The organism is Candidatus Dormiibacterota bacterium (assembly GCA_035635555.1).
Classification (GTDB): Bacteria; Acidobacteriota; Polarisedimenticolia; order Gp22-AA2; family Gp22-AA2; genus Gp22-AA3.
The window spans coordinates 1-23170 of record DASQAT010000057.1 but is presented as its reverse complement, the minus strand read 5'-3'; the positions used below and the strand labels follow the sequence as shown (position 1 = coordinate 23170).

30 protein-coding genes are annotated in these 23170 nt (G+C 66.9%); 19 read left to right on the top strand and 11 right to left on the bottom strand.

Annotated features, from left to right (window positions below; all coding sequences use genetic code 11):
* The first annotated feature begins 136 nt into the window (after positions 1–136).
* The 18 genes from VEW47_17440 to VEW47_17355 all read left to right on the top strand — a co-directional run bounded on the left by VEW47_17440 (position 137) and on the right by VEW47_17355 (position 10576).
* Positions 137–775 (top strand): hypothetical protein, encoded by a 639-nt coding sequence (locus VEW47_17440; protein HYS06963.1) that lies wholly within the window; start codon positions 137–139, stop codon positions 773–775.
* A 100-nt stretch (positions 776–875) separates the two neighbouring features.
* The gene (locus VEW47_17435) at positions 876–1766 is read left to right on the top strand and encodes a hypothetical protein (GenBank protein HYS06962.1); all 891 of its coding nucleotides are present in this window, start codon (positions 876–878) and stop codon (positions 1764–1766) included.
* Positions 1767–1816: 50 nt separating this feature from the next.
* A complete protein-coding gene (locus VEW47_17430; protein ID HYS06961.1) occupies positions 1817–2623 on the top strand; it encodes a hypothetical protein in 807 nt (268 codons plus the stop codon).
* On the top strand, positions 2574–2945 hold the full coding sequence (locus VEW47_17425) for an MmcQ/YjbR family DNA-binding protein (GenBank protein ID HYS06960.1): 372 nt from the start codon (positions 2574–2576) through the stop codon (positions 2943–2945). Before VEW47_17430 ends, VEW47_17425 begins: the two co-directional genes overlap by 50 nt.
* Before the next feature lie 275 nt (positions 2946–3220).
* Positions 3221–3604 carry a DUF4440 domain-containing protein gene (locus VEW47_17420; GenBank protein HYS06959.1) on the top strand — a complete coding sequence of 128 codons (384 nt, stop codon included), beginning with the start codon at positions 3221–3223 and terminating at the stop codon, positions 3602–3604.
* A gap of 13 nt (positions 3605–3617) precedes the next feature.
* On the top strand, positions 3618–4220 hold the full coding sequence (locus tag VEW47_17415) for a hypothetical protein (protein HYS06958.1): 603 nt from the start codon (positions 3618–3620) through the stop codon (positions 4218–4220).
* 10 nt (positions 4221–4230) lie between these two features.
* Positions 4231–4533, top strand: a complete 303-nt coding sequence (locus VEW47_17410) for a hypothetical protein (protein ID HYS06957.1) — start codon at positions 4231–4233, stop codon at positions 4531–4533.
* A gap of 70 nt (positions 4534–4603) precedes the next feature.
* Entirely contained in the window at positions 4604–4906 is a 303-nt protein-coding gene (locus VEW47_17405) for a hypothetical protein (GenBank protein ID HYS06956.1), read from the top strand.
* A 484-nt stretch (positions 4907–5390) separates the two neighbouring features.
* Entirely contained in the window at positions 5391–5789 is a 399-nt protein-coding gene (locus VEW47_17400) for a VOC family protein (GenBank protein ID HYS06955.1), read from the top strand.
* Positions 5790–5871: 82 nt separating this feature from the next.
* A complete protein-coding gene (locus tag VEW47_17395; GenBank protein HYS06954.1) occupies positions 5872–6216 on the top strand; it encodes an MmcQ/YjbR family DNA-binding protein in 345 nt (114 codons plus the stop codon).
* Positions 6217–6265: 49 nt separating this feature from the next.
* A complete protein-coding gene (locus tag VEW47_17390) occupies positions 6266–6724 on the top strand; it encodes a cytochrome c oxidase assembly factor Coa1 family protein (GenBank protein HYS06953.1) in 459 nt (152 codons plus the stop codon).
* 36 nt (positions 6725–6760) lie between these two features.
* Positions 6761–7192 carry a hypothetical protein gene (locus tag VEW47_17385; protein HYS06952.1) on the top strand — a complete coding sequence of 144 codons (432 nt, stop codon included), beginning with the start codon at positions 6761–6763 and terminating at the stop codon, positions 7190–7192.
* 32 nt (positions 7193–7224) lie between these two features.
* Positions 7225–7698 carry a hypothetical protein gene (locus VEW47_17380; protein HYS06951.1) on the top strand — a complete coding sequence of 158 codons (474 nt, stop codon included), beginning with the start codon at positions 7225–7227 and terminating at the stop codon, positions 7696–7698.
* Positions 7695–8291 carry a hypothetical protein gene (locus VEW47_17375; GenBank protein ID HYS06950.1) on the top strand — a complete coding sequence of 199 codons (597 nt, stop codon included), beginning with the start codon at positions 7695–7697 and terminating at the stop codon, positions 8289–8291. Before VEW47_17380 ends, VEW47_17375 begins: the two co-directional genes overlap by 4 nt.
* Before the next feature lie 142 nt (positions 8292–8433).
* Positions 8434–8886, top strand: coding sequence for a putative glycolipid-binding domain-containing protein (locus tag VEW47_17370; protein HYS06949.1), 453 nt, complete (start codon positions 8434–8436; stop codon positions 8884–8886).
* A 49-nt stretch (positions 8887–8935) separates the two neighbouring features.
* On the top strand, positions 8936–9268 hold the full coding sequence (locus tag VEW47_17365; GenBank protein HYS06948.1) for a YbjQ family protein: 333 nt from the start codon (positions 8936–8938) through the stop codon (positions 9266–9268).
* Positions 9265–9768, top strand: coding sequence for a GNAT family N-acetyltransferase (locus VEW47_17360; protein HYS06947.1), 504 nt, complete (start codon positions 9265–9267; stop codon positions 9766–9768). Before VEW47_17365 ends, VEW47_17360 begins: the two co-directional genes overlap by 4 nt.
* Positions 9769–9793: 25 nt before the next feature.
* Positions 9794–10576, top strand: coding sequence for a metal-dependent hydrolase (locus tag VEW47_17355; GenBank protein HYS06946.1), 783 nt, complete (start codon positions 9794–9796; stop codon positions 10574–10576).
* Between the two features lie 21 nt (positions 10577–10597).
* Here the strand turns inward: VEW47_17355 and VEW47_17350 are convergent, their stop codons facing one another.
* The 6 genes from VEW47_17350 to VEW47_17325 all read right to left on the bottom strand — a co-directional run bounded on the left by VEW47_17350 (position 10598) and on the right by VEW47_17325 (position 16894).
* Complete coding sequence (locus VEW47_17350) at positions 10598–11965, bottom strand: sigma-54 dependent transcriptional regulator (protein HYS06945.1); 1368 nt, start codon at positions 11963–11965, stop codon at positions 10598–10600.
* 237 nt (positions 11966–12202) lie between these two features.
* Positions 12203–12757 (bottom strand): signal peptidase I, encoded by a 555-nt coding sequence (locus tag VEW47_17345; protein HYS06944.1) that lies wholly within the window; start codon positions 12755–12757, stop codon positions 12203–12205.
* Positions 12754–13812, bottom strand: a complete 1059-nt coding sequence (gene yvcK / locus VEW47_17340) for a uridine diphosphate-N-acetylglucosamine-binding protein YvcK (protein HYS06943.1) — start codon at positions 13810–13812, stop codon at positions 12754–12756. The genes VEW47_17345 and yvcK overlap by 4 nt, the downstream gene beginning before the upstream one ends.
* Positions 13809–15368, bottom strand: coding sequence for a GWxTD domain-containing protein (locus VEW47_17335; GenBank protein ID HYS06942.1), 1560 nt, complete (start codon positions 15366–15368; stop codon positions 13809–13811). Before VEW47_17335 ends, yvcK begins: the two co-directional genes overlap by 4 nt.
* A gap of 158 nt (positions 15369–15526) precedes the next feature.
* Positions 15527–16501 (bottom strand): peptidylprolyl isomerase, encoded by a 975-nt coding sequence (locus tag VEW47_17330; protein HYS06941.1) that lies wholly within the window; start codon positions 16499–16501, stop codon positions 15527–15529.
* A gap of 183 nt (positions 16502–16684) precedes the next feature.
* A complete protein-coding gene (locus tag VEW47_17325) occupies positions 16685–16894 on the bottom strand; it encodes a hypothetical protein (GenBank protein HYS06940.1) in 210 nt (69 codons plus the stop codon).
* A 207-nt stretch (positions 16895–17101) separates the two neighbouring features.
* Here VEW47_17325 and VEW47_17320 point away from each other — a divergent pair, with 207 nt between their 5' ends.
* Entirely contained in the window at positions 17102–17563 is a 462-nt protein-coding gene (locus tag VEW47_17320; GenBank protein ID HYS06939.1) for a zf-TFIIB domain-containing protein, read from the top strand.
* A 60-nt stretch (positions 17564–17623) separates the two neighbouring features.
* Here the strand turns inward: VEW47_17320 and VEW47_17315 are convergent, their stop codons facing one another.
* From VEW47_17315 to VEW47_17295, 5 genes are read right to left on the bottom strand one after another with little or no spacing between them, the layout of a single operon-like run.
* Positions 17624–18307 carry a phosphoribosyltransferase family protein gene (locus VEW47_17315; GenBank protein ID HYS06938.1) on the bottom strand — a complete coding sequence of 228 codons (684 nt, stop codon included), beginning with the start codon at positions 18305–18307 and terminating at the stop codon, positions 17624–17626.
* A gap of 45 nt (positions 18308–18352) precedes the next feature.
* Positions 18353–19909: a 2,3-bisphosphoglycerate-independent phosphoglycerate mutase gene (gpmI, locus tag VEW47_17310; GenBank protein ID HYS06937.1), complete on the bottom strand. Its 1557-nt coding sequence runs from the start codon at positions 19907–19909 to the stop codon at positions 18353–18355.
* Positions 19910–21292 (bottom strand): tetratricopeptide repeat protein, encoded by a 1383-nt coding sequence (locus VEW47_17305; GenBank protein ID HYS06936.1) that lies wholly within the window; start codon positions 21290–21292, stop codon positions 19910–19912.
* A 21-nt stretch (positions 21293–21313) separates the two neighbouring features.
* Entirely contained in the window at positions 21314–21667 is a 354-nt protein-coding gene (locus VEW47_17300; protein ID HYS06935.1) for a TraR/DksA family transcriptional regulator, read from the bottom strand.
* A gap of 48 nt (positions 21668–21715) precedes the next feature.
* The gene (locus VEW47_17295; GenBank protein HYS06934.1) at positions 21716–23065 is read right to left on the bottom strand and encodes a sigma-54 dependent transcriptional regulator; all 1350 of its coding nucleotides are present in this window, start codon (positions 23063–23065) and stop codon (positions 21716–21718) included.
* Positions 23066–23170: the final 105 nt, after the last annotated feature.

The following is a 23170-nucleotide window of genomic DNA, read 5'->3' as shown; positions in this document are numbered from 1 at the left end:
TGAGGATGTTAGCCCATGTCCGCCCCGGCCGCCCCGCTGCATCCACTACCGCAGTCGAAGCCCCGAGAACCTTGTTGAGGCCGGGGAGTTGGGCGTATAGTCCAGGACAACGATCCCGAGACGCACAGTGAGACGAATGAGACTGGCAACCCGCTCCGCCATTTGGATTGTGGTCGCGGCGACGACTCAAGGAGCAATCGACGTGTCGCCATTCCACGTGCAGCACTGGTTCGCAGATGGAATTGCGGTAGGCGAGGTCGTCTCTGTGGCCGAGCGCACAGTAGACTTCAAGATTGAGCAGTGGTTTCGAGATCGAACGCAGGCGGCCCCCCACAACATCCGAGTGTTCCGGTATACGGAGTCATCCTGCACTCCAAGGAACCCAGAGTCCTATAGTCCCGGCACAAGGTACCTCGTCCTGATTAGAAAGCCGCACGATGCGGGAGCTGGCAACAACGAATACTGGATCGTCATCTGGCAGGCACTTCTCGATGGCTCGGGATTTTGTCTCGACGGTCCTGTTCCATTCCCCATTGCTGCGGCTGGGGGCCACTGTCAAAAGACAGTGAGTGCAGCAACCTTCCTGGACGCACTTCAGTCGTTCGATAGCTGCTTCACCCTTCACGACGATCCCATGACGGGGAGCGTTCCGTCAGCACAGATGTGTTCGGACGAAGTGCTCAAAGATTGGTCAGCGCGTTCGCCCCTGCACTCGATTCTGGCAAGGCAGGCGCTGGAGCAAATTCAAAAGGCGGCTCATCGCGATGGCGTCTGACAAGATGGCGACTCATCCAGCCAAACGGAAAGTCTCGACGTCACAGAGCTCGGTCATACGCTGGCTGCTTGATTCCGATCCTTCGATCCGCTGGCAGGTGATGCGCGACCTGACTGATGCGCCCGCGGACGAAGTCGGGGCCGAGCGTGCAAGGGTCGCGAGCGAGGGCGCGGGCGCGCGGCTGCTCGCCCTCCAGGCGCCGGACGGGCGGTGGGGCGGCGCCGCGTGGAACCGCGGGTGGGATTCCACGATGCACGTCCTGTTACTCCTGAAGGAGATGGGTCTCGATCCCGCCAGCGACGAGGCACGGCGCGCGGTGGGCCTCGTCCGCGACCGTGTGACGTGGCAAGGATGCGGTCCTCGGGAAGCGGACGACAACCCCTTCTTCGCCGGCGAGGTCGAGCCCTGCATCAACGGGCAGGTCGGGGCGGGCGGCGCCTACTTCGGCCAGGACGTCCTGGGCATCGTCGACCGGCTGCTCGCCGAGGAGCTGCCCGACGGCGGCTGGAACTGCGAGGCCGCCAGCGGCTCGACGCGGTCGTCGTTCAACACCACGATCTGCGTGCTCGAAGCCCTGCTCGAATACGAACGGGCCGTCGGGGGCAGCCCAGAGGTGACCCGGGCCTCTCTCCGTGGACAGGAGTACCTCCTCGAGCGCCGACTCTTCCGCCGGAGGTCGACCGGCGAAGTGATCGAGCGAGATCGCAAGGGCGACACCGCGTGGACGCGCTTCGCCTTCCCGACGTGGTGGCATTACGACGTGCTGCGGGGGCTCGAGTACCTGCGCCGCGCCGGCGTCGCGCCCGACGAGCGCGCAGCCGAGGCGATCGACCTGGTGGCGTCGAAGCGCGACGACGACGGCAGGTGGCCGCTCGAGACCCGGTACCCCGGCAAGATGTTGTTCGAGACGGACGAGGGCGAGGGCCGGCCGAGCCGGTGGAACACCCTCCGCGCCTTACGAGTGTTGGACTGGTATTCAGCACGAGACTGACGCACACGTGACGATGCCCCGCCTCACCCATAAGTCCGAGCCGGTGTGACATGCCTGTAGAAATCGGACATGTAGAGGCGATCTTCCGGTATCCCGTGAAGTCCATGGGCGGCGAACGACTCGAGGTCGCCAAGCTGGGATGGCACGGCCTCGAGGGTGACAGGCGTCTTGCATTCCGGCGCCTTGACGACCGCAGCGGGTTCCCGTGGCTGTCGGCAAGCAGCCTTCCCGACCTGGTCCTGTTTGTCCCGCACCGACGCGAAGACGGTGCCCAGGGAGAACTTCCCACGCATGTTCGCACGCCCGATGGCAAAGAGATGCTTGTCTTCGGGGAGGACCTGGCGACGGAGGTCGGACGCCGGTACGGGGCTCCTGTGCAGATGATGCAATTGAATCAAGGCATCTTCGATGAAGGGAGCATCTCCGTGATCGCCTCCGATACGGTGCGCGAGATCGGACGACTCGCAGGGCGGAGCCCGGACGTGCGACGGTTTCGCCCGAATGTTGTGGTCCGTCTGCTGCGATCGGTTCCCTTCCAGGAGGACGAGTGGTTGGGTGGTGTGCTCGCATTCGGCGATGGGGACGACGCCCCCGCCATCACCGTCACGATGCGCGACGTTCGCTGCTCGATGGTGAACCTTGATCCCGACTCGGCAAGTCCTGCTCCAGAAGTGCTCAAGGCGGTCGTTCGTGCGAACCAGAACAACGCGGGGATCTACGGAGCGGTCACTCGCATCGGTCGACTGGCGGTCGGACAGAGCATAATCCTCCATCCGGCGGCCGAGACAAGGAAACTGGGGGAGGTAGGTGCTGATCATCATGAAATCGGCAGACCGGATGCTCGAAAAACTTCGTGACCTGTGCCTGTCGCTCCCCGGGGTCTCTGAAGTCGAGGCCTGGGGGCATCCCAATTTTCGGGTCGGGAAGAAAACCTTCGCTGTGTTCGAGTTCTACCGTGGCCGCCCTTCTATCGCGGTGAAAGCGGCGGATGGTGTCCAGCCGCTCTTGATCGACGAGGTTCGATTCTTTCGCACCCCCTACATCGGCAACCGTGGCTGGGTCAGCGCCTGGGTGGATCGCGAGGTGGACTGGCGCTTGTTGAAAGACTTGGTCGAACGGAGCTACAGCCTCAACGCTCCCAGGAGCCGGCCGAAACGATCGTCGGCTCGAACGAGGTAGCGAACACAATGAAGGCCTTCGTTGTATCTTGCGCTCTGGTTGCCAGCATCACCTCATGGGCTGCCGGGGAAGAAACCGCCGGAAAGAGGGGTCACTTTCTCACGCCCCGCGAATTGGCCGAGCTAGGGGACAAATCCGATTCGAGAAGCCGTAGTTGCGGAAGGGAGGACACGATGGTGGGCGCGAGGCGCGTGCAGAGTGCAGTCTTGGTTCTAGCAGCCTCATTTTTGCTCGCGGGGCAAACCAGCGCGCAGACGCCAGGCGAACCACGTGAGATGACCGTATTGCTGCCGTTGCTGAGCGTCACGCTGCCCGCGCCGTTGGCACGCGTGCTTTCCGATTACGAGCTCGCCTGGCGGAACAAGGATGCCGACGCGCTTGCCGCGCTCTTCGCCGAGGACGGGTTCGTCCTCTCCAGCGGGGTTCCTCCAGTCAGGGGTCGCCTTCAGATCCAGAAGCAATATACAGGCAAAGGTGGGCCGCTTGCGCTGCGTGCCCTGGCCTTCGCGGCAGAGGGTTCGGTGGCCTATATCATCGGGGGCTTTGCGAGGGAGAAGGGGGAGCCCGACATCGGGAAGTTCACGCTCACACTTCGCAAGGGTGCCGACGGTCGCTGGCTGATCATGTCCGATATGGACAACGGCAATTCTCGGCCCTAGGAGGCTTGCGGTCGTGCCGGTCACTGAGGTGCCCGTCGTTCTGGCACTCGAGATCCTTGCCACCAGCATGATCGCAGCCCCGAACGCTCCGCCCGAAATCGCGGACACCACGCTCTGCGATCTTGTGAACCGTCCGCTGGAATTCGCGAACAGGCACGTTCGGGTGCGTGAGACCGTGGAGGTGGGGCTTGAGTATTGTGGCCTCAGGGACGATGCGTGCTCCTCGGCCCGCAGCACGGGAGCGCGAGCCTGGCTCGACTTTGCCGGGGAGGACGAAGCCTTCACGTACGCGCGCGGTTGGTCCATGCAACGATTCGTCAAAGCGACAGTATCAGGAGCGCTCGCGGGAGCCGGCCCGCCGGTCCATTGGCAGACGCCATCGAAACTGGCCCCGCTGGATGATCAACAGCGTGATGCTCTAAGGCGGGCTCTTGCGGCTTCCAAGGAGAGGGAGGTCAAGGTCATCGTCACCGGGCGCTTCGACTATGCCGGCGACGGTCTCCTGATCAGGTCGAGCGACGGACACTTCAGCCTTCAGTCGGCCTATGGTCACTTGAACTGCTGCCCGGCGCGCATCGTGCTTGAGAAGGCCGAGGTCTCAGGGGAAACGCAGTAGGAGGATTGCCGTGGACGTCAAGATTGAGCTGGCCGTCTTGCTTGGGCTTGCCGTGGTCGGGCAGGCGACCTTCGCCGTCTTCGAGATCGAGACACCCGCGTGGCGCAAGATACTCAAGTGGGCCATGGTCATCGGCGTGACTCTCGCATTGACTCGTGTCGCAGGGCACTGGGCCCTCCTTGTGCCGGTCGTCGGCGGGATGGTCGGCGTCGTCGGCCACACCGTGTGGTGTCGGCGGAATCGGATCGATCCGCTCCGAGGCACGCCGCGACGCCGATACTATGAATTGCGCGGCTGGGCATGGCGCGATTGACGCAGGAGGCATGCATGGAACTGGGAGCTAGGATCGTGGGGTGACCGCTGGACCTGGTGGAGAGGACTTCATGGATCTTCCGAATCTTGACGGGAAGCTGATTGGGCTTGTCTTGGCCTATGCACCGCCAAACCAATCGGCGATGGTGATCCTGGAGCGAGCGAAGCTCGAGACGGTTGCAGGTCGTAGTTTCGTGACAGGGACCATCCCGAGCGACGATCCGGACTCCTGGGTTCGAGGGCTGCCCGCCGGCGTTGCCTGGGAGTTCGTAGGTTACTACCTCGTTTTCGACTCACTGCAAGAGTACAAGGCGCGCGTCAAGATGACCAGACCTCCCTGGTGGCGACGCCTCCTGGGGCGGGCAAATGCCTGACGCAGCCGTGACCCTGACGCCTGAAGGAATGCCCGGCAAGCTGCTGTGGATCCACACTGCGCGAGTGGAGCCCGCGGACGTCCAGGGATTCCTGGTCGAGTTTCCCGAGCTTCAGAATCGCCTGGGCAGGATTGTTCTTACGGGGCGCCAGGTGCAACTGTACCGTGGCCAGTGGGCAGGCTATCGTCACGTAGCGATAGCCTGGTCCGCGATCCTGCAGTACATAGTCTTTGAGTCACGCGAAGATTACCTGAGTCGACTTCGCGTGTGGCGTCGTGTCCATGCGGCTCAGAAGGCCGGACATGGACCCTAGACTGGCGAAGACGGTCGTCCTTGGCGAAGAACCGGAGAGGGCTGTGGCTCTTCTACGAATCGGACGCGGATCTCGGCTCGATCTCGATCGAGGTGCGGGAGATGTATCTGGCCCTCCTGAAGACTACGAGCTGTACATGACGCGGACCAAGCGTCTCGTCCCGGGCATCTGGTGAGCAACTCCCGCTTCACCCCTGAAGGCTGGCATACCGTGACTCCAAGAATCGTCGTGGAGGGTGCGGAACGGCTCGTCGAATTCCTCAAGCAGGTGTTCGGGGCAACGGGAGACTATCGGCCCGATCGACCCGCCGTGATCACGATCGGTGACTCGATCGTCATGGTCAGCGAGGCCGGGACCCGCGACCCGATGCCCGCCTTCCTCTACGTCTATGTCGACGACGTCGAGGGAACCTATCGGCGGGCCCTCCGGGCCGGCGCTCGTGCCCTCGAAGAGCCAACTGACACGCCCTATGGCGATCGTCGCGGCATGGTGCAGGATGAATGGGGCAACACCTGGCAAATCGCCACCCACGCCGTCACAGATGGAACAATCCCGGGGGCTCAATCATGAGCAAGAGGTCCATCTGGGTCATCTCGCTCGTCGTGCTGGCTCTACCGCAGTGCTGGGCTGGGCTGATCGGGATGCCGCCTCTGTGACCTATGAAAAGGTCCGCGACATCGCGCTTGCCCTTCCTGGGGTTGAAAAGGGAGTCTCGTATGGGACACAGGCCTTGAAGGTCCGTGGAAAATTTCTCGCGCGGCTCCGCGAGGACGGCGAGTCGCTGGTCGTCCGGGTCGAATTCCCCGTGCGTGAGGCGCTCCTGCAGGAAGATCCGACGACGTTCTACATCACCGATCACTACTTGCACTACCCGGCCATACTGATCAGGTTGGCCAAGGTCCATCCGCGCAAGGTGCGGCAGATTCTTGAACACGCGTGGCGGGCGGTCGCGCCGAAGCGCCTTGTGCAGGCCCGCGACGGCGGGGGTGGGGGATGATGATTCGGGGCGTCGCCGAAACAGTGAGGTGGACAGGGAGAGCCGGCTGATGACCGGGTTGTTTCCACCGTCGGTGCCGGGGAATCGGCAACGGCCGGGCGACACGTGGCTCAAACGCGCCACCACGGGGGCGCTGGTCTTTGGCGTGGTGGCGTTCGCGCGTCTTTTCCTGTCGGTGTTCTTTCGCGGATTCAAGTCATCGCAGGTCTACAAGGAAGCGGTGGCCAAAGCGAGGTCGAACTCGGAAGTGCGAAGGGAGCTCGGTGAGCCTGTCCGTCCTGGGTGGTGGGTGAACGGCAGTTTGAGAGTGAGCGGTCCGTCCGGTATCGCGAGATTCTCGACGCCGCTGCACGGACCGGCGGGCCGGGCCATGCTGCACGTGCAGGCGCAGAAGGTCGCGAGCCGGTGGCGCTTCGAGGTCCTGGAGGTCGCGGTGGAGGGGAGGAGCGAGCGTATCCGTCTCCTCGAGGGCGGGGCCCAGGGACAGGAGTTTCTCGTTCGCGCATGAACCCGCGGGGATCGTGAGCCGATTCGGCCGAGGGTCTTGCAGGAGGTCTCGATGTCCGATTCGTATCTGATCGATGTGCCGCGCGGGATCGTATTCTCGAGGGGATGGGGGGTGCTGACGGACGCCGAGATCTTCGCCCATGCGGAGAGTCTGCGGTCGAATGCCCGCTTCGACCCGGGCTTTCGGCAGATCGTCGATTTCCGGGAGGTGATTGAGATTCCCGTGACCGGCGCGGGGGTGCACGCCGTCGCCCAGAACAACCCGTTCCGGCGCGACGCGCGGCGCGCATTGGTGGTGGTCACGGACGAGGCCTTCGGCCTGGTTCGCATGTTCGAGCTCGTCACGGAAGCCGATCCAGATCAGTTCCGGATCTTTCGCGAGATCGGGCCCGCGCTGGAGTGGGTCGGTCTGGAACCAGACACCCCGTGGCCCGCCCGGGCGCCCGACGCAACCTTCGGGGTGCCGTGAGGCCGGACCGGGGACCTCGAGCCTCGGCCGAGATGACGCTCGACGAGCTGCTGGCCGCCGCAGGGCTGACGGCCGATTTTCTCGAGGCGATGCGGCGACGTGATGTCGTCCGGCTGCAGGAGGTTCTGACAGCCGTTCGGCTCGACCCCGCCACGATCGAGACCCTCCTCGACCGGCCGTTCGAGCCGGACTGGAGCGTTCGCGTGGAGATCGCGCGGCGGTTCCGGGCCGGCGACTGGCGGGAGGCGACTCGGGTCCTCGGACAATTGATCCTGCCGTTTCTGGAGGGTCCCTCCCGCGCCCTGGATCGGTCGAGGGTCCACCTGGCGATCGTGAGGCTGTCGGCCGGCGACATCGACAGGCTCAGGCGCGCGGGGAAGGAATCGATGAACGACTGGCGCGACGTGCTCGTCGCGGCCGGGATGGCGAACGGGGACTGGCGGGACGTGCTCGTGAAACAGGGGTGGGCCGTGCCGGGGGCTCCCCCGGGGGAGAACGAAGCATGAGCGAACGCGCGGGTGTCGTCGCGACGGCGGCGCTTCTGCTCTGCTGCGCCGCCGCCTTTCCCGTGTCGGTCGGCGCAGCGGGCGGGAAGACGCCGACCGAAGAGCTGCAGATCTTCAAGGCGTGGCTCGATCGTGTGCGCCCGGGATATGGATGCGACGAGGGACCCGCCCGGTTCCGGAACGAGACCGTGGAGGCGGTCTATGCCGACCGGCGGTTCTATTACGTCCTGACCCGCGCGCGAGGGATACGGCCTCCGTTCCCGAACGCAGTCTCGCTCGTGGCGCAGGTCGAGGAGAGCGGCGACGTGCGGGCGCTCAATCCGTCCTCACCGGAGGGCTACCGGCCCGGCTTGAAGAATGTCAGGAAGGCCGAAGAGGCCCGACGCACCGCCGCGGCGGTCCTGATTCTGGCGATGGGCGATCCGGGAGAGAGACGATGGACAATCCTCCCGGACCAGGTCACGGCCCGCAAGAGCAGGAAGGGATGGGTGTGCACCTACTACCACGGCAGCGAGATCTACCCATCGCAGGTCACCTTCGACCGGGAGGGGGTGCTGACCGCGATCGCCTGCAATCCGCCGCCCGTCCCATGAGCCGGTCGCGCGGGAGCGCCGGAGAGCCTCGCTTCGACAGGCACGCCGCCACGCGCGCGGATGCGCCGGCGATCCTTTCGATCAACCGCGACGGTGTGCCTGGTTCCGCAGCCGGTTCCCCGACTTCGTCTATGTCGACCAGGTGGCGGTCGCCAGGGAGGCGCGGGGGGCGGGTGTGGCCTCGACGCGCGGGCCGCGGTTCTCCGCTGCTCGCGCTCGAAGTCAACCTGCGACCGGAGAACCGGCCGTCCCTGGGGCAGACGGCGCGGGTACGGCCCTGACCGACCTGGACGGATGCATCGATCTGGACATTGCGGCGACTCCGTTCACGAACACCCTGCCGATTCGGCGGCTGGGCCTGCGACCCGGCGGGGCGGCCGATGTCGAAGTCGTCTACATCGCCGTTCCGGATCTCCGGGTCTCCCGCGTGAGACAGCGCTATTGCTGCCTGCGTGCGGAGAAGGGGTGCGGCGTCTACCTTTACGAGAATCTACAGAACGGCTTCCGGGCCGAGCTGCCGGTCGACGCCGACGGACTCGTCCTCGATTACCCAGAACAGTGGCGCCGGCGCGGGCCGGGCCGGACGACCACGTGACGCCTCGATGCTCCGGATCCCTCCTGGCTGACGGCGCACAAGGAGACTCATGCGACAGTCGATGACCACGACCGCGTTCACTCTCGAGGGCTTCAAGGTCCATACGACTCTGGGTGTCGTGCGGGGGATCACGGTCCGCTCCCGCTCGGTCATCGGCACGATCGGCGCGTCGCTGCAGACGATCGTCGGCGGCAACATCTCCCTGTTCACGGAGCTGTGCGAGAAGGCGCGTGCCGAAGCCTTCCAGCAGATGCTGCAGCACGCCGAGGCTCTCGGCGCGAACGCCGTCATCGGCATCCGGTACGATGCCAACGAGGTGATGCAGGGGGTGACCGAGGTCCTGTGCTACGGGACGGCGGTGGTCGTGGAGCCGCAGTCGTGAACGACCGGCCCGCCATCGAGCCTCTCCGTCCCGACGACTGGGAGACGGTCCGGGGCATCTACCTCGAGGGGATATCGACGGGACATGCGACGTTCGAGACCCAGGCTCCGGCGTGGGAAAAGTGGGACAGCGATCATCTGTGCGCGGCGCGTCTGGTGGCGCGGGACGGCCCGGCGATTCTCGGCTGGGCCGCGCTCAGCCCCGTGTCCGGCCGCTGCGTCTACGCCGGGGTGGCCGAGGTCAGCGTCTACGTCGCGGAGTCGGCCCGCGGCCGAGGCGTCGGGCGGGCTCTCCTCGAGGCGCTCGTCAGGGCCTCGGAGGATGAAGGGATCTGGACGCTGCAGGCCGGAATCTTCCCGGAGAACGTCGCGAGCCTCGCGGCGCACCGCCGCTGCGGATTTCGCGACGTCGGGAGGCGGGAGCGACTGGGGAGGCTCGGAGGGGCCTGGCGCGACGTCCTCCTTCTGGAGCGCCGCAGTCCGAGGGTCGGCACCGACTGAGAGCGTGTGGCAAAGGAGACAATCGATGACCACCGAAAGTGTCTGGATGTCCGTGGGCCTGGTCGTGGCGCTGGCGGCGTCCTCCGCCGTCCAGGGGCAGACGAAGAAGGGCGAGGCCGGAGGCGGGAAGGAGATCAAGGTGACCTGGCTGGGTCACGCCGCCTTCGAGGTCGTGTCGCCGGGCGGCACGCACCTTCTGATCGACCCGTTCCTCAGGCAGAACCCCTCAACACCTGAGGACTACAAGGACCTGTCGCGCTACAAGCCGGCGGCGATCCTGGTCAGCCACTCGCACTCCGACCACTCCGCGGACGCGGCCGAGATCGCGAAGGCGAGCGGGGCGGCGGTCGTCGGGACCTTCGATTACGTCAAGGGCCTGGGTCTGCCCGACGCCCAGACCAAGGGGGGAAACGTCGGGGGCACGTTCACCTTCGGCGACGTGAAGGTGAACCTCGTCCCGGCGATGCACTCAAGCGAACCGGGCGGCCGGCCGCTGGGGTTCGTCCTGACGTTTTCCGACGGACGGACGCTGTATCACACGGGCGACACCTGGATCTTCGGGGACATGGCCCTCATCCAGGAGCTGTACCGGCCGAGTATCATCCTATTGAACGTCGGGGGCGGTCCCTACACGGAGGACCCGAAGACCGCGGCGCTCGCGATCCGGAAATACTTCACGCCGGTGGCGATCGTGCCGATGCACTTCGCGACGTTTCCCGGCCTGTCGAGCGAGGCGGACGTGCGCGCCGCCTTCAAGGACGACAGGCGGCTCCAGGTCCTGAAACCGGGGGAGACGCGGTCGTTCTGAGAAGGGACTGGTCCGGCGGGTCTAGTTGCGGTTCTTGCTCCAGCGGTCGTGCGTGATGCCGTGCTTGTGGACCTTGTAGTTCATCACGCGGCTGCTGACGCCGAGGAGCTTGGCGGCTTCCTTCTGGATCCAGTTGCTGCGCTTGAGGGCCTCGAGGAGGGCCGTCTTCTCGAGCTGCTCGAGGTTGAGGAGGTCGACGGCGAGCGCGGGTGTCATGCCGAGCGTGTGCTCCCGGTCGAGCAGGGTCAGGTCCTGGGGCCTGATCGCTTCGCCGTCACACATCAGCACGGCGCGCTCGATCGTGTTCTCGAGCTCGCGCACGTTTCCCGGCCAGCGATATTCCTGGATGCGCTTCACCGACTCGGCGGAGAAGCCGGTGACGCGGCGGCGCAGCTCGCGGGCGAAGCGCTTGAGGAAGTGCTCCGCCAGCGGCACGATGTCGTCGACCCGCTCCCGCAGGGACGGCACGCCGATCGTGACCACGTTGAGCCGGTAGAACAGGTCCTCGCGGAACCTCCCCTCTTTGATGGCGGTCTCGAGGTTGATGTTGGTGGCGGCGATGATGCGCACGTCCACCTTGATCGTGCGGCTGCCGCCCAGGCGCTCGAACTCCTGGTTCTGGATGGCCCGCAGCACCTTCGCCTGGGTGTTGGCGCTCATGTTCCCCACTTCGTCGAGGAACAGAGTGCCGTCGTTGGCCATCTCGAAACGGCCGATGCGCATCTGGTCGGCCCCGGTGAACGCCCCCTTCTCATGTCCGAACAGCTCGCTCTCCAGCAGGTTGTCGGGGAGCGAGGCGCAGTTCATGCGCACGAAGGCGGCGTCGTGACGCGGGGAGTTGCGATGGATCGCCTCGGCGACGCGCTCCTTGCCCGTGCCGGTCTCGCCCTGGATCAGGACGGTGGCGTTCGAGGCGGCCACCTTGTCGATGATCTTGAAGATGTCGCGCATCGCGGAGGAGTTTCCGATGAGGCCGTAGCGATCGGAGGGATCGGAGAGCGGCTCGGTCATCGAGCTGAGACGGACCACCAGTCTCTGGTGCTCCATCGCCCTCTGGACCTTCATCTCGATCGCCTCGAGCGACAGCGGCTTTTGAAGATAATCGAAGGCGCCCCCCTTCATCGCCTCGACCGCGCCGGTGCCGTTCTCGCCCGTCACGATGACCAGCGTGCCGGCGTTCGTCGCGCGCGCCTTGCGGAGGATCTCGAGCCCGTCGGCGCCGCCGATGCGGTTTCCGGCTATCACCAGGTCGAAGACCTGCTTCTCGATCTTCTCGAGGGCGTCCTTGCCGCTCTGGGCGACCTGGACCTTGTACCCGCTGCGGCTCATCGACTGGACGAGACCGTCGCGCAGGCTCCTGTCGTCCTCGGCAACCAGGATGTTCTTCATGCCTCCGGCTCCTCCGCGCGGGTCGTGCTGGAAGTCATGCTCAATACAACGGGTTAATATAAATTTCGAAGATCGAGAGTCAAGGAAGCGGGCTGCATTTTTCGGATCGATCTGTCGCGCACCGGGACAATTGAGGGGGGGCGCGCTCGTCAGGGCCTTGACGACGCTCTAAACGGCAGCGGGAACACGGGGTTGCGGGTCGGGCGTCGGCGGCGATCGACGTGCGGGCGGAGAATCCTACCGTCTCTCGGGGAGAAAGAACGAAAGAACCCGCTCCATGCCGGCGAATGCGGCGCGCGCGATGCGTCCGAACGGCCCGATCCGGCCATCCGGCTCGACCGGTTTCGGGGCCAGCGGGGGCAGGATGCGACCGAAGGCATAGCCGATGCGGTAAAAGTAGGCGAGGATGTCCGGCTCGATGGCGACGACCCGCTCCATTCCTTTTTTCCTCCCCGGGATCTCGACCGCCACGACCCGGGCGATGACTGCGGCCGGGTCGACCCGCTCGCGCACGCGGTTGTAGTCTCCCCGGAACACCAGGCGCACGGCGCCGCCCGCCCGCTCCTTCCAGACGAGCCGGTGAATCACCAGGTAGTGGTCGCCGCGGAAGACCGCGATGTCGCCGACCTTCAGATCGTCGCCGTGCGCGGGCCGGAGATAGACGCGCCAGCCGAATTGCAGGGTCGGATGCATGCTGGTGCCGTTCACCGAGATGACGGCCGAGCCGGTGCGGCCGAGCGCCTCGGCCAGGAGCTCGGCCGTGAGCGGCTCATCGCTCAGGTTGAGCTTCATGACGCGACCGCGCTGTCCGCGCCTCTCCGGGGGAGCCGCCGGATCGCGTGACGGCGGAGAATCGACGCCAGGGCGCGGGCCAGCTTTCCCTCGTGATGCCGCACCAGGCGGGCGCCGGGCTCCTCGCGCACGAGATCGCGCTCCACCAGCGTGATCCCCAGGCGCCGCGCGGCCGCCGGGGACAGCGGCACGGGCTCCGCCCCCTCGCGGGCGTAGCGCCGGCGCAGGGCGGAGCGGATCGGGCGGACGTTGGTCAGGTAGTAGTCGAGAAGACCCGCGCCCGCGCAGCGCTCGACGGCCAGGACGTGGTCCTCGGCCGAGAACCCGGAGGTCTCACCCGGCTGGGTCATCAGGTTTCCGACCAGCACGCGGACCGCGCGGGAGCGGGCGATGGCGCGCGTCACGCCGCGCACCAGGAGATTGGGCAGGATGCTGGTGAACAGACTGCCGGGTCCCAGGACGATGAGATCGGCCTCGCGCAGAACGCGCAGGACGCCCGGCGCGGGCACGGGCCGGGACGGGGACGTCATCAGGCACTCGATCGACCCGGGGCTCCTGGCGATGCGCGACTGTCCGCGGATGACGCGGCCGTCGCTCAAGCGGGCCCGCAACACCACGTTCTCGAGCGTCGCCGGCAGGATGCGGCCACGGATCTTGAGCACCTCGCCCGAGGTCTCGATCGCCCTGAGATAGGAGCGCTGGCAGTCGGCGAGGGCCGTCAAGATCAGGTTGCCGACGCTGTGGCCGCCGAGCTCTCCCTTGCCGCGGTAGCGATACTGGAACAGGGCGGACATCAGCGGCTCGTTCTCCGACAGCGCCACGAGGCAGTTGCGGATGTCCCCCATCGGCAGGACGTGGTAATCGCGGCGCAGGCGCCCGCTGCTCCCGCCGTCGTCGGTCACGTTCACGATGCCGGTCAGGCTACCCCCGCAGGCCGCGATCGCGTGCTTGAGGCCGCGCAGCACGACCGGCAGGCCGGTGCCGCCGCCGAGCGCGACGACCCTGAGCCCGCGCGGAAGTCCATGGTTCGCCGGGACCGCCCGCAGATCGCTCACAGGATGCGGAACGAGACCTCCTCGGTGGAGCGCTCTTCGTTCAGGTTGTCCTTCACCTGGACACGAAGGCGGTAGGTGGCCGGCGGCCAGTCCCGGAGCGGCAGCGTGTACCCCTGCACCCGGCTGCGCTGGCGGGTGAGGCGGATCGGCTTGCCGAGCGTCACGAACTTCAGGCCGCCCGCCCCGTCCCGCTCGGCGACGAAGAACTGGTACTCGACGTCCAGGTCGGGCCGCCCGTCGATCGGATCGGTCGCCGGTCCGTAGATCTGGTAGTAGAAGGCGAATTCCTCGCCGTTCCTGAACACGTCGTCCGCGCGCGGCAGCACGCGCAGGTCGCCGAGCACGAAGGGGGTCGTGTAGGCGTTGCCGCCCCCCTCGATGCGCTCCAGGAGGCTGGCGAGCGTGATCCGGCTCAGCCGGAACTGTTCCGCGCGCAGGTCCGGGACCGCGAGACTCTCCCTGTACGAGTACACCCGGCCATCGTGACGATCGACGACACCAAAGTAGGCCGTGTACGTGCCCGGCCGGAGAGGAAGCGCCCCCTGGAACATGCTGTATCCGGACGAATCGAGGACCCGGCCGGTCGCTCCCGAGCGCAGACCATTGGGGCCGGTGAAATCATACGTGGGCAGTTCGGGCGAAGCGCCGACGAGGCGGGCCACAGCCTCGAACCGGGCTTCCGCCGGGTTTTCCGACGACGGGCCGGCGCCGCTTCCGGCGTCGTGTCCCGCCGCCTGGAGGTCGGCGCGCTCCTCGGGCCGGCCGGCCAGGAGGTCGGTCTTCACGCCGAGAGTGAGGACGGTCAAGGTGCTGCCGTCATGGACACGAAAGAAGTCGTCGTGCGTCCTGAACGGGCCGGAGTCGGCCGGGGCGCGCCCGCTGACGATCGTGTCCAGCAAGGTCTTCTGCTGCGGCAGGCTCTTCATCTGCATGGCCTGGATCTGGAAGGTGATGCCGGCGCTCGTCTCGAATCCCGGCATGAAGACATCGTTCGACAGGCGGTACTCGCCGGTCGAGTCCCTGATGAAGCGCACGACCGGCAAGGCGTTCATGCGTTCGCCGCCGGGGGGATTGCGGTACGTCCATACGACGACGTTCGGCAGGAAATCGTTGCGGGTCTGTTCCTGTTCGAGGTCGTCGGGGGGGCCGAGCAGGATGAAGATCTTGCCGCGGTCGGTCTTCCATCCCTGCTTGGTGGAATCGGTGAACAGTCCATTCGCCTCGGCCACGCGCTCGAAGAACCGTCTCCGGTATTCGTTGTCGGGGGTCGAAGCGACCGGGTCGCGGCTGGCCCAGAACTTCTGGATGAAGGCGGTCCGATCGGCGTCGGTCGACAGGAGACGGTAGGCCTGGTCTTCCTCCCCCGTCAGGAGGTAGCGCACCGGTCCCTCGCGCCAGCGCTCGGTCGGCGCATCGTAGTTGGCGCTCTTCGGCGCGGGACGCGCCCCCGGGCGCCGTTCGTCGGCGCGGGCGAGGGCCTGCGACGAGCGCTCTGGGATGATGACCGGGGCCGCGGCGATCATGCCCGCCGCCAGGATCGCAAGTGCGCCGCGCATCAGGTCCTCCGCACGCTGTCGCGTGGCCCCATGTTAGATCGGCCCTTCCGGGGCCTTCAAGTCGCCCGCATGCGCCGAACGGACCCTGTCGGCGATGCCGGCCGGCACGAACCACCTGGGGCGGCGGGGGGGGAACGTCAGGACCTGCGGGCCCGGGCTCAGGACTTCGTCTTCTTCTCCCGGATCTCGACCTTCTTGATCGCGATGTCCTTGATCGGGCGGCTGGCGGAGCGCGGGGCGCTGCCGACGGTCGGCACGTTGGCGATCGTCTTCACGGTGTCGAGTCCCTCGACGACGCGCGCGAACACCGTGACCCTCCCGTCCATGTCGGGCTGTGCGGTCGCGGCGATCATGAAGATGCTTCCCGACTCTTCGGCGCCGGTCTGCGAGTTGCGCACCTGGGCCACGACACCCGGCAGGACCTTGAGCCCGTTCGGCTCGGGCGAGACGTTGTAGCCGGGCGAGCCGCGCTCGTCGGCCGTCGGCGAGCCGCCGAAGATCGACTCACCCTTCACGATCCGATGGAACAGGAGGCCGTTGTAGAAGTCCAGGTTGACCAGGTCGATGAAGTTCCGGGTGTGGAACGGGGCCAGATCCTTATAGAAATCAATGACGATCTTGCCGAAGTCGGTGTCGATGACCGCCTGGTACTCCTTCGAAGGGTCGTACTTCCTGATGATGCGCGTCGCCAGCGTCTGCTCGGGAATGCCGGCGGCCGACCAGGTGATGCGATACGTGCCGATTCCGGAGATCTTCGGGAAGTGCTCGTTGAGGTTGACGATTTTCCCGAAGTAGGCGTTCGCCTCGAGGATCTTCGGCTGCCCCTCCTTGGACGCCGCCGGCACCTTCGCCCTTTCCAGCTTGTTCCCGTCGCTGTCGAACACCTGAAACCCCGCCTCGATGTCGAGACCCGGGTTGACCCACGCGGCGGTCCCCTCGTTCTTGAAGAGAATCGAGACCTGGGTCGGGTCGCCCGAGTACGAGAACCGTCCCGGCGTCTCGATGTGGACGTACAGCTTGGCCGCGTCCTCGCCGAGGGCCGGGGAGGGGGCGCTCAGGAGCGCCGCAGAGAGCGCCAGGGACAGGGGAACGAGCGCGCCCGCACGCCGCGCGGCCGACCCGCTTCGCTTCATAAGGGAACAAGCATTCATCTCTCGCACCTCATCGCCAAGTTCGATTCTCTTCCACAACGGGGGATACCGGTGCACCGGCCCTCAAACAACGACGCGCGGCGACAAGGCCGCGCGCCCCCATGATGCTACGACAGGATGTGGGGGCTGTCAAACCGCGGTCCCACAGGCTCCTCGGACACGCTCCTATCCCCGGATCAGCGTGAGCAGCAGGAGCAGAGGGGCCGGCAGCGGGTCACCCGCCACCGGTCCCAGGGTCGCGGCCAGCACGGATCCGAGGAAGGTGACGAGGGTGATGACCGCGCCCACAGCCGCGCGCCCGCGGAGCCGACGGCGAAATGGACGCGGCAGGCGGCTGACCCTCGATGGTTTCGTCTCGATTCGCACCTGCGCCATGCTCCCGGCGCGGGAATTGTGTCACCTCCTCGCGTGCGCGGCAAGGACAACCGCCGTCGGCGGGCACGGCCGCCCCCCCCGCGACCATCGGCCGACCCCGGCGCGCGTGGCGCGGGCCCCCGCATTATGCTGACAGGACATTCTCTGAAAGGCGTTGCGGGACACGGCTTTTGGTCGTATATGAACACGACTTCGGGAGGAGATTCGATGTTCTGCTCGGGCTGCGGCGGCGCGATGGCCGCCAAGAGGTACTGCAATGTACCGGTCGAGATCTGCGACGGGTGCGGCGGGACCTGGCTGGAGGAGGGTCGTCTGAAGTGGATCATCGAGATCGGGCCGAAGTCGCTGCCGGCCGACCGCGTCAAGCGGCTCACGGCCTACTCGCGGTCGGAGGCCCCCGCCTACCGTCTTGGGGAGGATGAAACGCGGCGCATCGTCAAGTGCCCGTACTGCATCGGCATCATGCGGCCCGTCAATTATTCGGCGAACTCCGGCGTGGCCATCTACAAGTGCATCAACGACCACGGTGTGTGGCTCCCCAAGGACGGCGTCGATCGGCTGGTCCTGTTCATCGACACCTGGGACCGCCTTCTGCGCGAGAACGGTCCCTATTACGCCCACCTGGCGCAGCTCGAGCGCAAGCGGTTCCTTCGCAAGCTGAGCGTCTGACCGGGGCGACGCCGCCGGCCCTCGCTCGGCGGAGTTGTCGGGGACTCGCGCGCGTCCGGCTCACCGACTTCGTGGCGTGCGTGCCAGGACGCACCCGATGACGCGCCGGGCCCCGGCGGCGAGAAGCGCTCGGGCACACGCCTCGAGCGTCGCTCCCGTGGTCACGACATCGTCGACCAGCAGGATGGTGCGGCCGCGGGCCCGTCCGGGTCGTGCCACGAAGCATCCGGCCAGGGACCGCAGCCTCTCGCTGCGCGACAGGCCGAGCTGACGGCGCCCGGCGCGGCGCCGCCTCAGGGCGGCCGTGTCCAGAGGCAGGAGGGTGCGACGGGCAATGGCGAGGGCCAGGCGTTCGGCCTGGTTGTATCCCCTGCGATAGCGGCGCCAGAGGTGCAGAGGTACCGGCACGACGAGATCGGGACGCTCCGCGAAGATGAGAGGGGCGAGCCGGAAGACCATGCGCCTGCCGAGGGCGGGGCCGAGGTAGTCCATGTCGGCGAACTTGAAGCCGTGGACGAGGTGGCGGATCGTCCCCTCGTACTCCGCCCCCCAGAGGAGGGCCTGCAGGGGGCCGCGGCGCGGCCGGTAGCCCGGGAGCCAGGGCAGGCTCTCCCAGCAGGACGCGCAGACACCCCCCTCCTGGCGACAGGGGAGCGCCCTTCCGCACGCCAGGCAGTCGGCGGGAAACAGCACCGGGACAAGCGCCTCGAGGAGGCGTGCCGCGGCGCGCGCAACGATCCTCAACCGGCCCTTCCCGGGAGCCGGAAGCCTCGCTGGTTCGCGCGGCTTCTAGCCCACCAGCAGTGACCGGCCCTCCATCTCGTCGGGGGGGCGCAGGCCCAGAATCGCGAGCATCGTCGGAGCGACGTCCGACAGAAGCCCCCCCTCCCGCACCCTTTTCCCCTCCATCCCCGGGGCGACCACGTGCACCGGGACAGGGTTCATCGTGTGCGCCGTGACCGGCGTCCCGTTCGCGGGATCGATCATCTGCTCGGCGTTGCCGTGGTCCGCCGTCACGACCGCGAAGCCGCCGAGACGCAGGGTCTCCCCGACCACCGCCTCGACGGAACGGTCGATGACCCGGCAGGCGGCGACGGTCGGGTCGAACCTCCCGGTGTGTCCGACCATGTCGGCGTTGGCGTAGTTCAGGATGACCACCTGGCGGGGCTTCCGGGCGAGCCGCTGCAGGACCTCCCGGGTCAGCTCGGGGGCGCTCATCTCCGGCTGGGTGTCGTAGGTGGCGATCCTCGGCGAGGGGACGAGGCAGCGCTCTTCGCCGGGGAAGACGTGCTCCTCGCCGCCGTTGAAGAAGTAGGTGACGTGCGCGTACTTCTCGGTCTCGGCGATGCGCAGCTGGGGAAGGCCGGCCTGGCTGACGACCTCGCCCAGGATTCCGGTCAGCCGTTGCGGCGGAAACGCGACCGGAAGGGTCCAGGAGCGGTCGTAGGCCGTGAAGCACACGAACCGGGCGAGCGCGGGCCGGGCCGGCAGGGGGAAGCCGCCGAACGCCGTCTCGGTAAAGGCGCGTGTGAGCTGGCGCGCGCGATCGGCGCGGAAGTTGAAGAACACCAGGGCGTCGCCGTCCAGGACGCGCGTGTCGCGCCCCGAACCGGTGGCGGATCCGCGCACGATCGACGGCACGAAGAACTCGTCCGAAAGCCCCGCGGCGTATCCGGACTCGACCGCCGCGAGGGCGGATGGATGCGCCTGTCCCTCGCCCAGGACCAGGGCCCGGTACGCCTTCTCGGTGCGGTCCCAGCGCGTGTCGCGGTCCATGGCGTAGTACCGCCCGGAGACCGTCGCGATGCGTCCCAGGGAGATCTCGCGCAGGATCGACTCGGCGCGTCGCACGTACGCAAGCGCGCTCCGGGGGGGCGTGTCGCGGCCGTCGGTGAAGGCGTGCAGGAAGAGGTTCCGCACGCCGCGCCTGGCCGCCGACCGGACGATCGATTCGAAGTGGTCGATGTGGCTGTGTACCCCGCCGTCGCTGAGGAGCCCCACGACATGGAGGGCCGCCCCCTCGCGTGCCGCGGCGGCGAACGCCTCCGCGAGGACCTCGTTCCGGTCGAACTCGCCGTCGCGGATGGCGCGGTTGATGCGCGACAGGTCCTGCAGGACGACACGCCCGGCGCCGAGGCACAGGTGGCCGACCTCGGAGTTTCCGATCACGCCCGGCGGCAGGCCGACCGCTTCGCCGGAGGCCGCGAGCAGACCCGTGGGGAAGTCGCGGGCGAGCCGTTCCATGAAGCGCGGCCGGCTCGCCGCGATGGCGTTTCCTTCGGTGGCGTCACTGTGGCCCCAGCCGTCGAGGACGACGAGGACCGCGGGGAGAGCGTTGGCGGCCAGCTACCCCTCCCCCGACTCGGCGGTGTAGACGGGGGCGGTGCTGATGCCGAGCTCCTCGATCGGACGCTCCTCCTGGAAATCGACCACGATGCTGTTCCATTCTCCGCAGCGCTCGCAGTAATCGACCCAGGCGGGGTGCTTGCGGGAGCAGGTGGCGCAGATGTATTCCACTTTAAGCACTTCGGCCTGACGCAGAACGAGCTCGAGCTCCGTCAGGGCCTCGCGCATGTTTCCCTGGCGCTCCATGATCTTGGCGAGGTAGTAGTGCAGGGCGGGGAAGTAGGTCACCCGGCCCTTCATCTGGGAGAACTGCTGCAGCGCCTCGTCGATCATCTCGAGACGGTAGTAAAGCTTCCCGAGAAAGAAGCGGGGGATGATGTCCTTCTTGCTCTTCCAGATCGCCGCCTTGAGCGCCTCGATCGCCCGGCGCGGCTGCTCCTGGCCCAGATAGTGGTCCTCGATGGTGCTCAGGAAGATCGGGTGGCCGGTCGCCTCGTACGCCTTATCCCACACTTCGACGGCCTCCTCCGGCTGCCGCAGAGCCAGGAGCGCCCTGCCCAGGGCGAGGGGGGCCGGGACGAAGGCCGGCTCCATGGCGACGAGCCGGCGGAGCATGCCGACCGCGTCGCGGGCCTTGCCGGCCTGGAGAAGACTCTGCGCCAGCATGTAGCGGATGCCGAGGTGGTACTTCTTCTCCGCCTTGCGCGAGCGGCCCATGTCGGAGAGCTGGTCCTCGATGCGCTTCTGGATCTCCCAGGCCTTCTCCCAGGCGCCTTCGCTGACGCAGATGGCCCGGTACTTCCGGCTGGCGGCCAGGGAGCGCTTGGGGTTCAGCTCGATGATGCGATTCAGGACACCCTTGGCGTTCTCCCGCGCTCCCGACTCCTCGTAGTCGGAGACCAGCGAGTAGAGCGGGTGCAGGTCGTCCTCCTTCACGCGCGCGGCGCGCCGGTGAAACTCGATCGCCTCGGCGTAGCGCCGCAGTCCCCGCAGCACCTCCCCTCCCTTCAGGAGGGCCTCGAAATGGTTCGGGTCGATCGCCAGCACCTCGTTGAAATGCTCGAGGGCTCTCTCCTCGCGTCCGTTCAGCATCGACTCGACGCCGCGCAGGTAGAGCTCCTCCGCCTCCTGGCGTGAGCGCGCCTGGCGCCTGACGCTGAAATCACGCAGCATGCGACGCAGATCGCGCAGAACGCCGAACAGGAGCGGTACCAGCATGGACACACCGCTCGCCAGGAGCAGCGCGAACCAGACGGGGATGTGCAGGCCGTGGCCGAAGACGATCTGGCTGTCGAGTGTGTCCTTGTTCGTGCCGTAGAGGATGGACAGGACGATGACGACGATCGCCCCGAACATCAGGTAGAGAACGGTGCGGATCTTCATCGCTGTCCCGAGGGGCCGATCCTACAGAAGCCCCTTCTCGACCTTTCCCTGGCAGGAGAGGCAATGGCTGGCATACGGCACCGCCTCGAGACGCTTCTTCTCGATCTCCTCTGCGCACTCCACGCACACGCCATAGGCCCCCTTGGCGATGCGCTGCAGCGCCGCGTCCACCTGCTGCAGCACCTCGCGGTCGGTGTTGGAGAGGGAGTAGAGAAACTCCTTCGTGTAGGCGCTCGACGCCTTGTCCGCGAGGTCCTGCGTCCCCTCGTCCTCCGTCAGCCTGCCGTAGGTCTTGTTCTTGTTGTACGCCTCCGACAGTCCCTTCTTCTTCTCGAGGAGGCGCTTCTTGTACGTTTCGACCTGTTTCTTGGGCATCGCCATCGTGGAAGCTGTCCTTTCCGTCCCGCGGGCCGAGCGCGAGCCTCAGGGAATCCCGTATCGCTTGCGTTTTTCGAGGAGGGTCTTCCGGTTGATGCCCAGGATCCGCGCCGCCTCGCTGCGGTTGTTGCCGGTGATGCGCAGGACTTCGCGGATGTACGCCTCCTCGATCTGGGCCAGTGAACAAAGCTTCTGCACCGCCGCCGCGACCGGAGAGGCGGGCCTGACGTCTCCGACCCGGACCGCCTCGGCCGGGATCTCCGCTCCGTCCTCCAGGATCGCGGCGCTTTCGAGCACGTTCTGCAGCTCCCTCACGTTCCCCGGCCACGCGTGCCGGATCAGCCGGTCCAGGGCCCCCTTCGTCAGCCGCTTCGGCGGGGCGCCCGCCTTCCGCGCGATCTCGAGCAGGACCTGCTGTGCCAGGACCGGCACGTCCTCCAGTCGATCCCGCAACGGCGGAATCTCGATACGGATGACGTTCAACCGGTAGAACAGGTCCTTCCGAAAGCTCCCGGCCAGGACCAGCGCCTCGAGATCGGCCTGGGTCGAGGCCAGGATCCTCACGTCCACCGAGATCGTCCGGGTGCCCGCCAGGCGCTCGAACGAGCGTTCCTGCACCACCCTCAGGAGCTTCCCCTGAAGCGACGGCTGCAGCTCGCTCACGCCGTCGATCAGGATCGTCCCGCCATCCGCCAGCTCGAAGCGCCCCTTTTTCTGGTCGGTCGCTCCGGTGAAGGCGCCCTTCTCGTGGCCGAACAGCTCGCTTTCGAAGAGCGTGTCCGGGATCGCCGCGCAGTTGACCTCGATGAGGGGCAGCTCGCGCCGCGCGCTGCCGTAGTGCAGCGCCCGCGCCACCAGCTCCTTGCCCGTCCCCGTCTCTCCCTGCACGAGGATCGTCTGGGCCTCGCTCGCCGCGAGCTGGCGGATCAGATCGCGCAGCCCGCGCGTGAACGACGAGTCCCCCACCATGCGGTCGGCGCCGTACATCTTCTCCTGCAGCTCGCGCAGGCGGTGGATCTCGCGGCGCGCCCGCGACTCCTCGAGCGCGCGACCCACGGCCACGCGCAGCTTGTCCAGGCGGTCGAACGGCTTCTCGAGATAGTCGGTGGCGCCGGACTTGATGGCCTCGACCGCGCTCTCCACCTGGCCGAAGGCGGTCATCATGATGACGATGGCCTCCGGGTGGCGGGCCCTGAGCAGGCGCAGGACTTCCAGGCCGCTGGTGTCGGGCAACCGGAGGTCCAGCAGCACCAGGTCGGGCTCGTGCTCGTCGGCCATCTGCATGCCCTCGGCCCCCGTCCCCGCCGAATACACCTCGACCTGGTCCTGGCTCAGCACCTTGGCCAGAAGCGCGCGGATGTTCTTCTCGTCGTCGATGACGAGGACGCTGTCCATTCATCGACCCTCCACCCTGTCCCTCCCCACGCAGGGGGGAGGGAAGGGCTGGTGCAAGTCGTTGCCCCGCCTCATCCGGCGACCAGGTAGCGGAAGACCGATTCC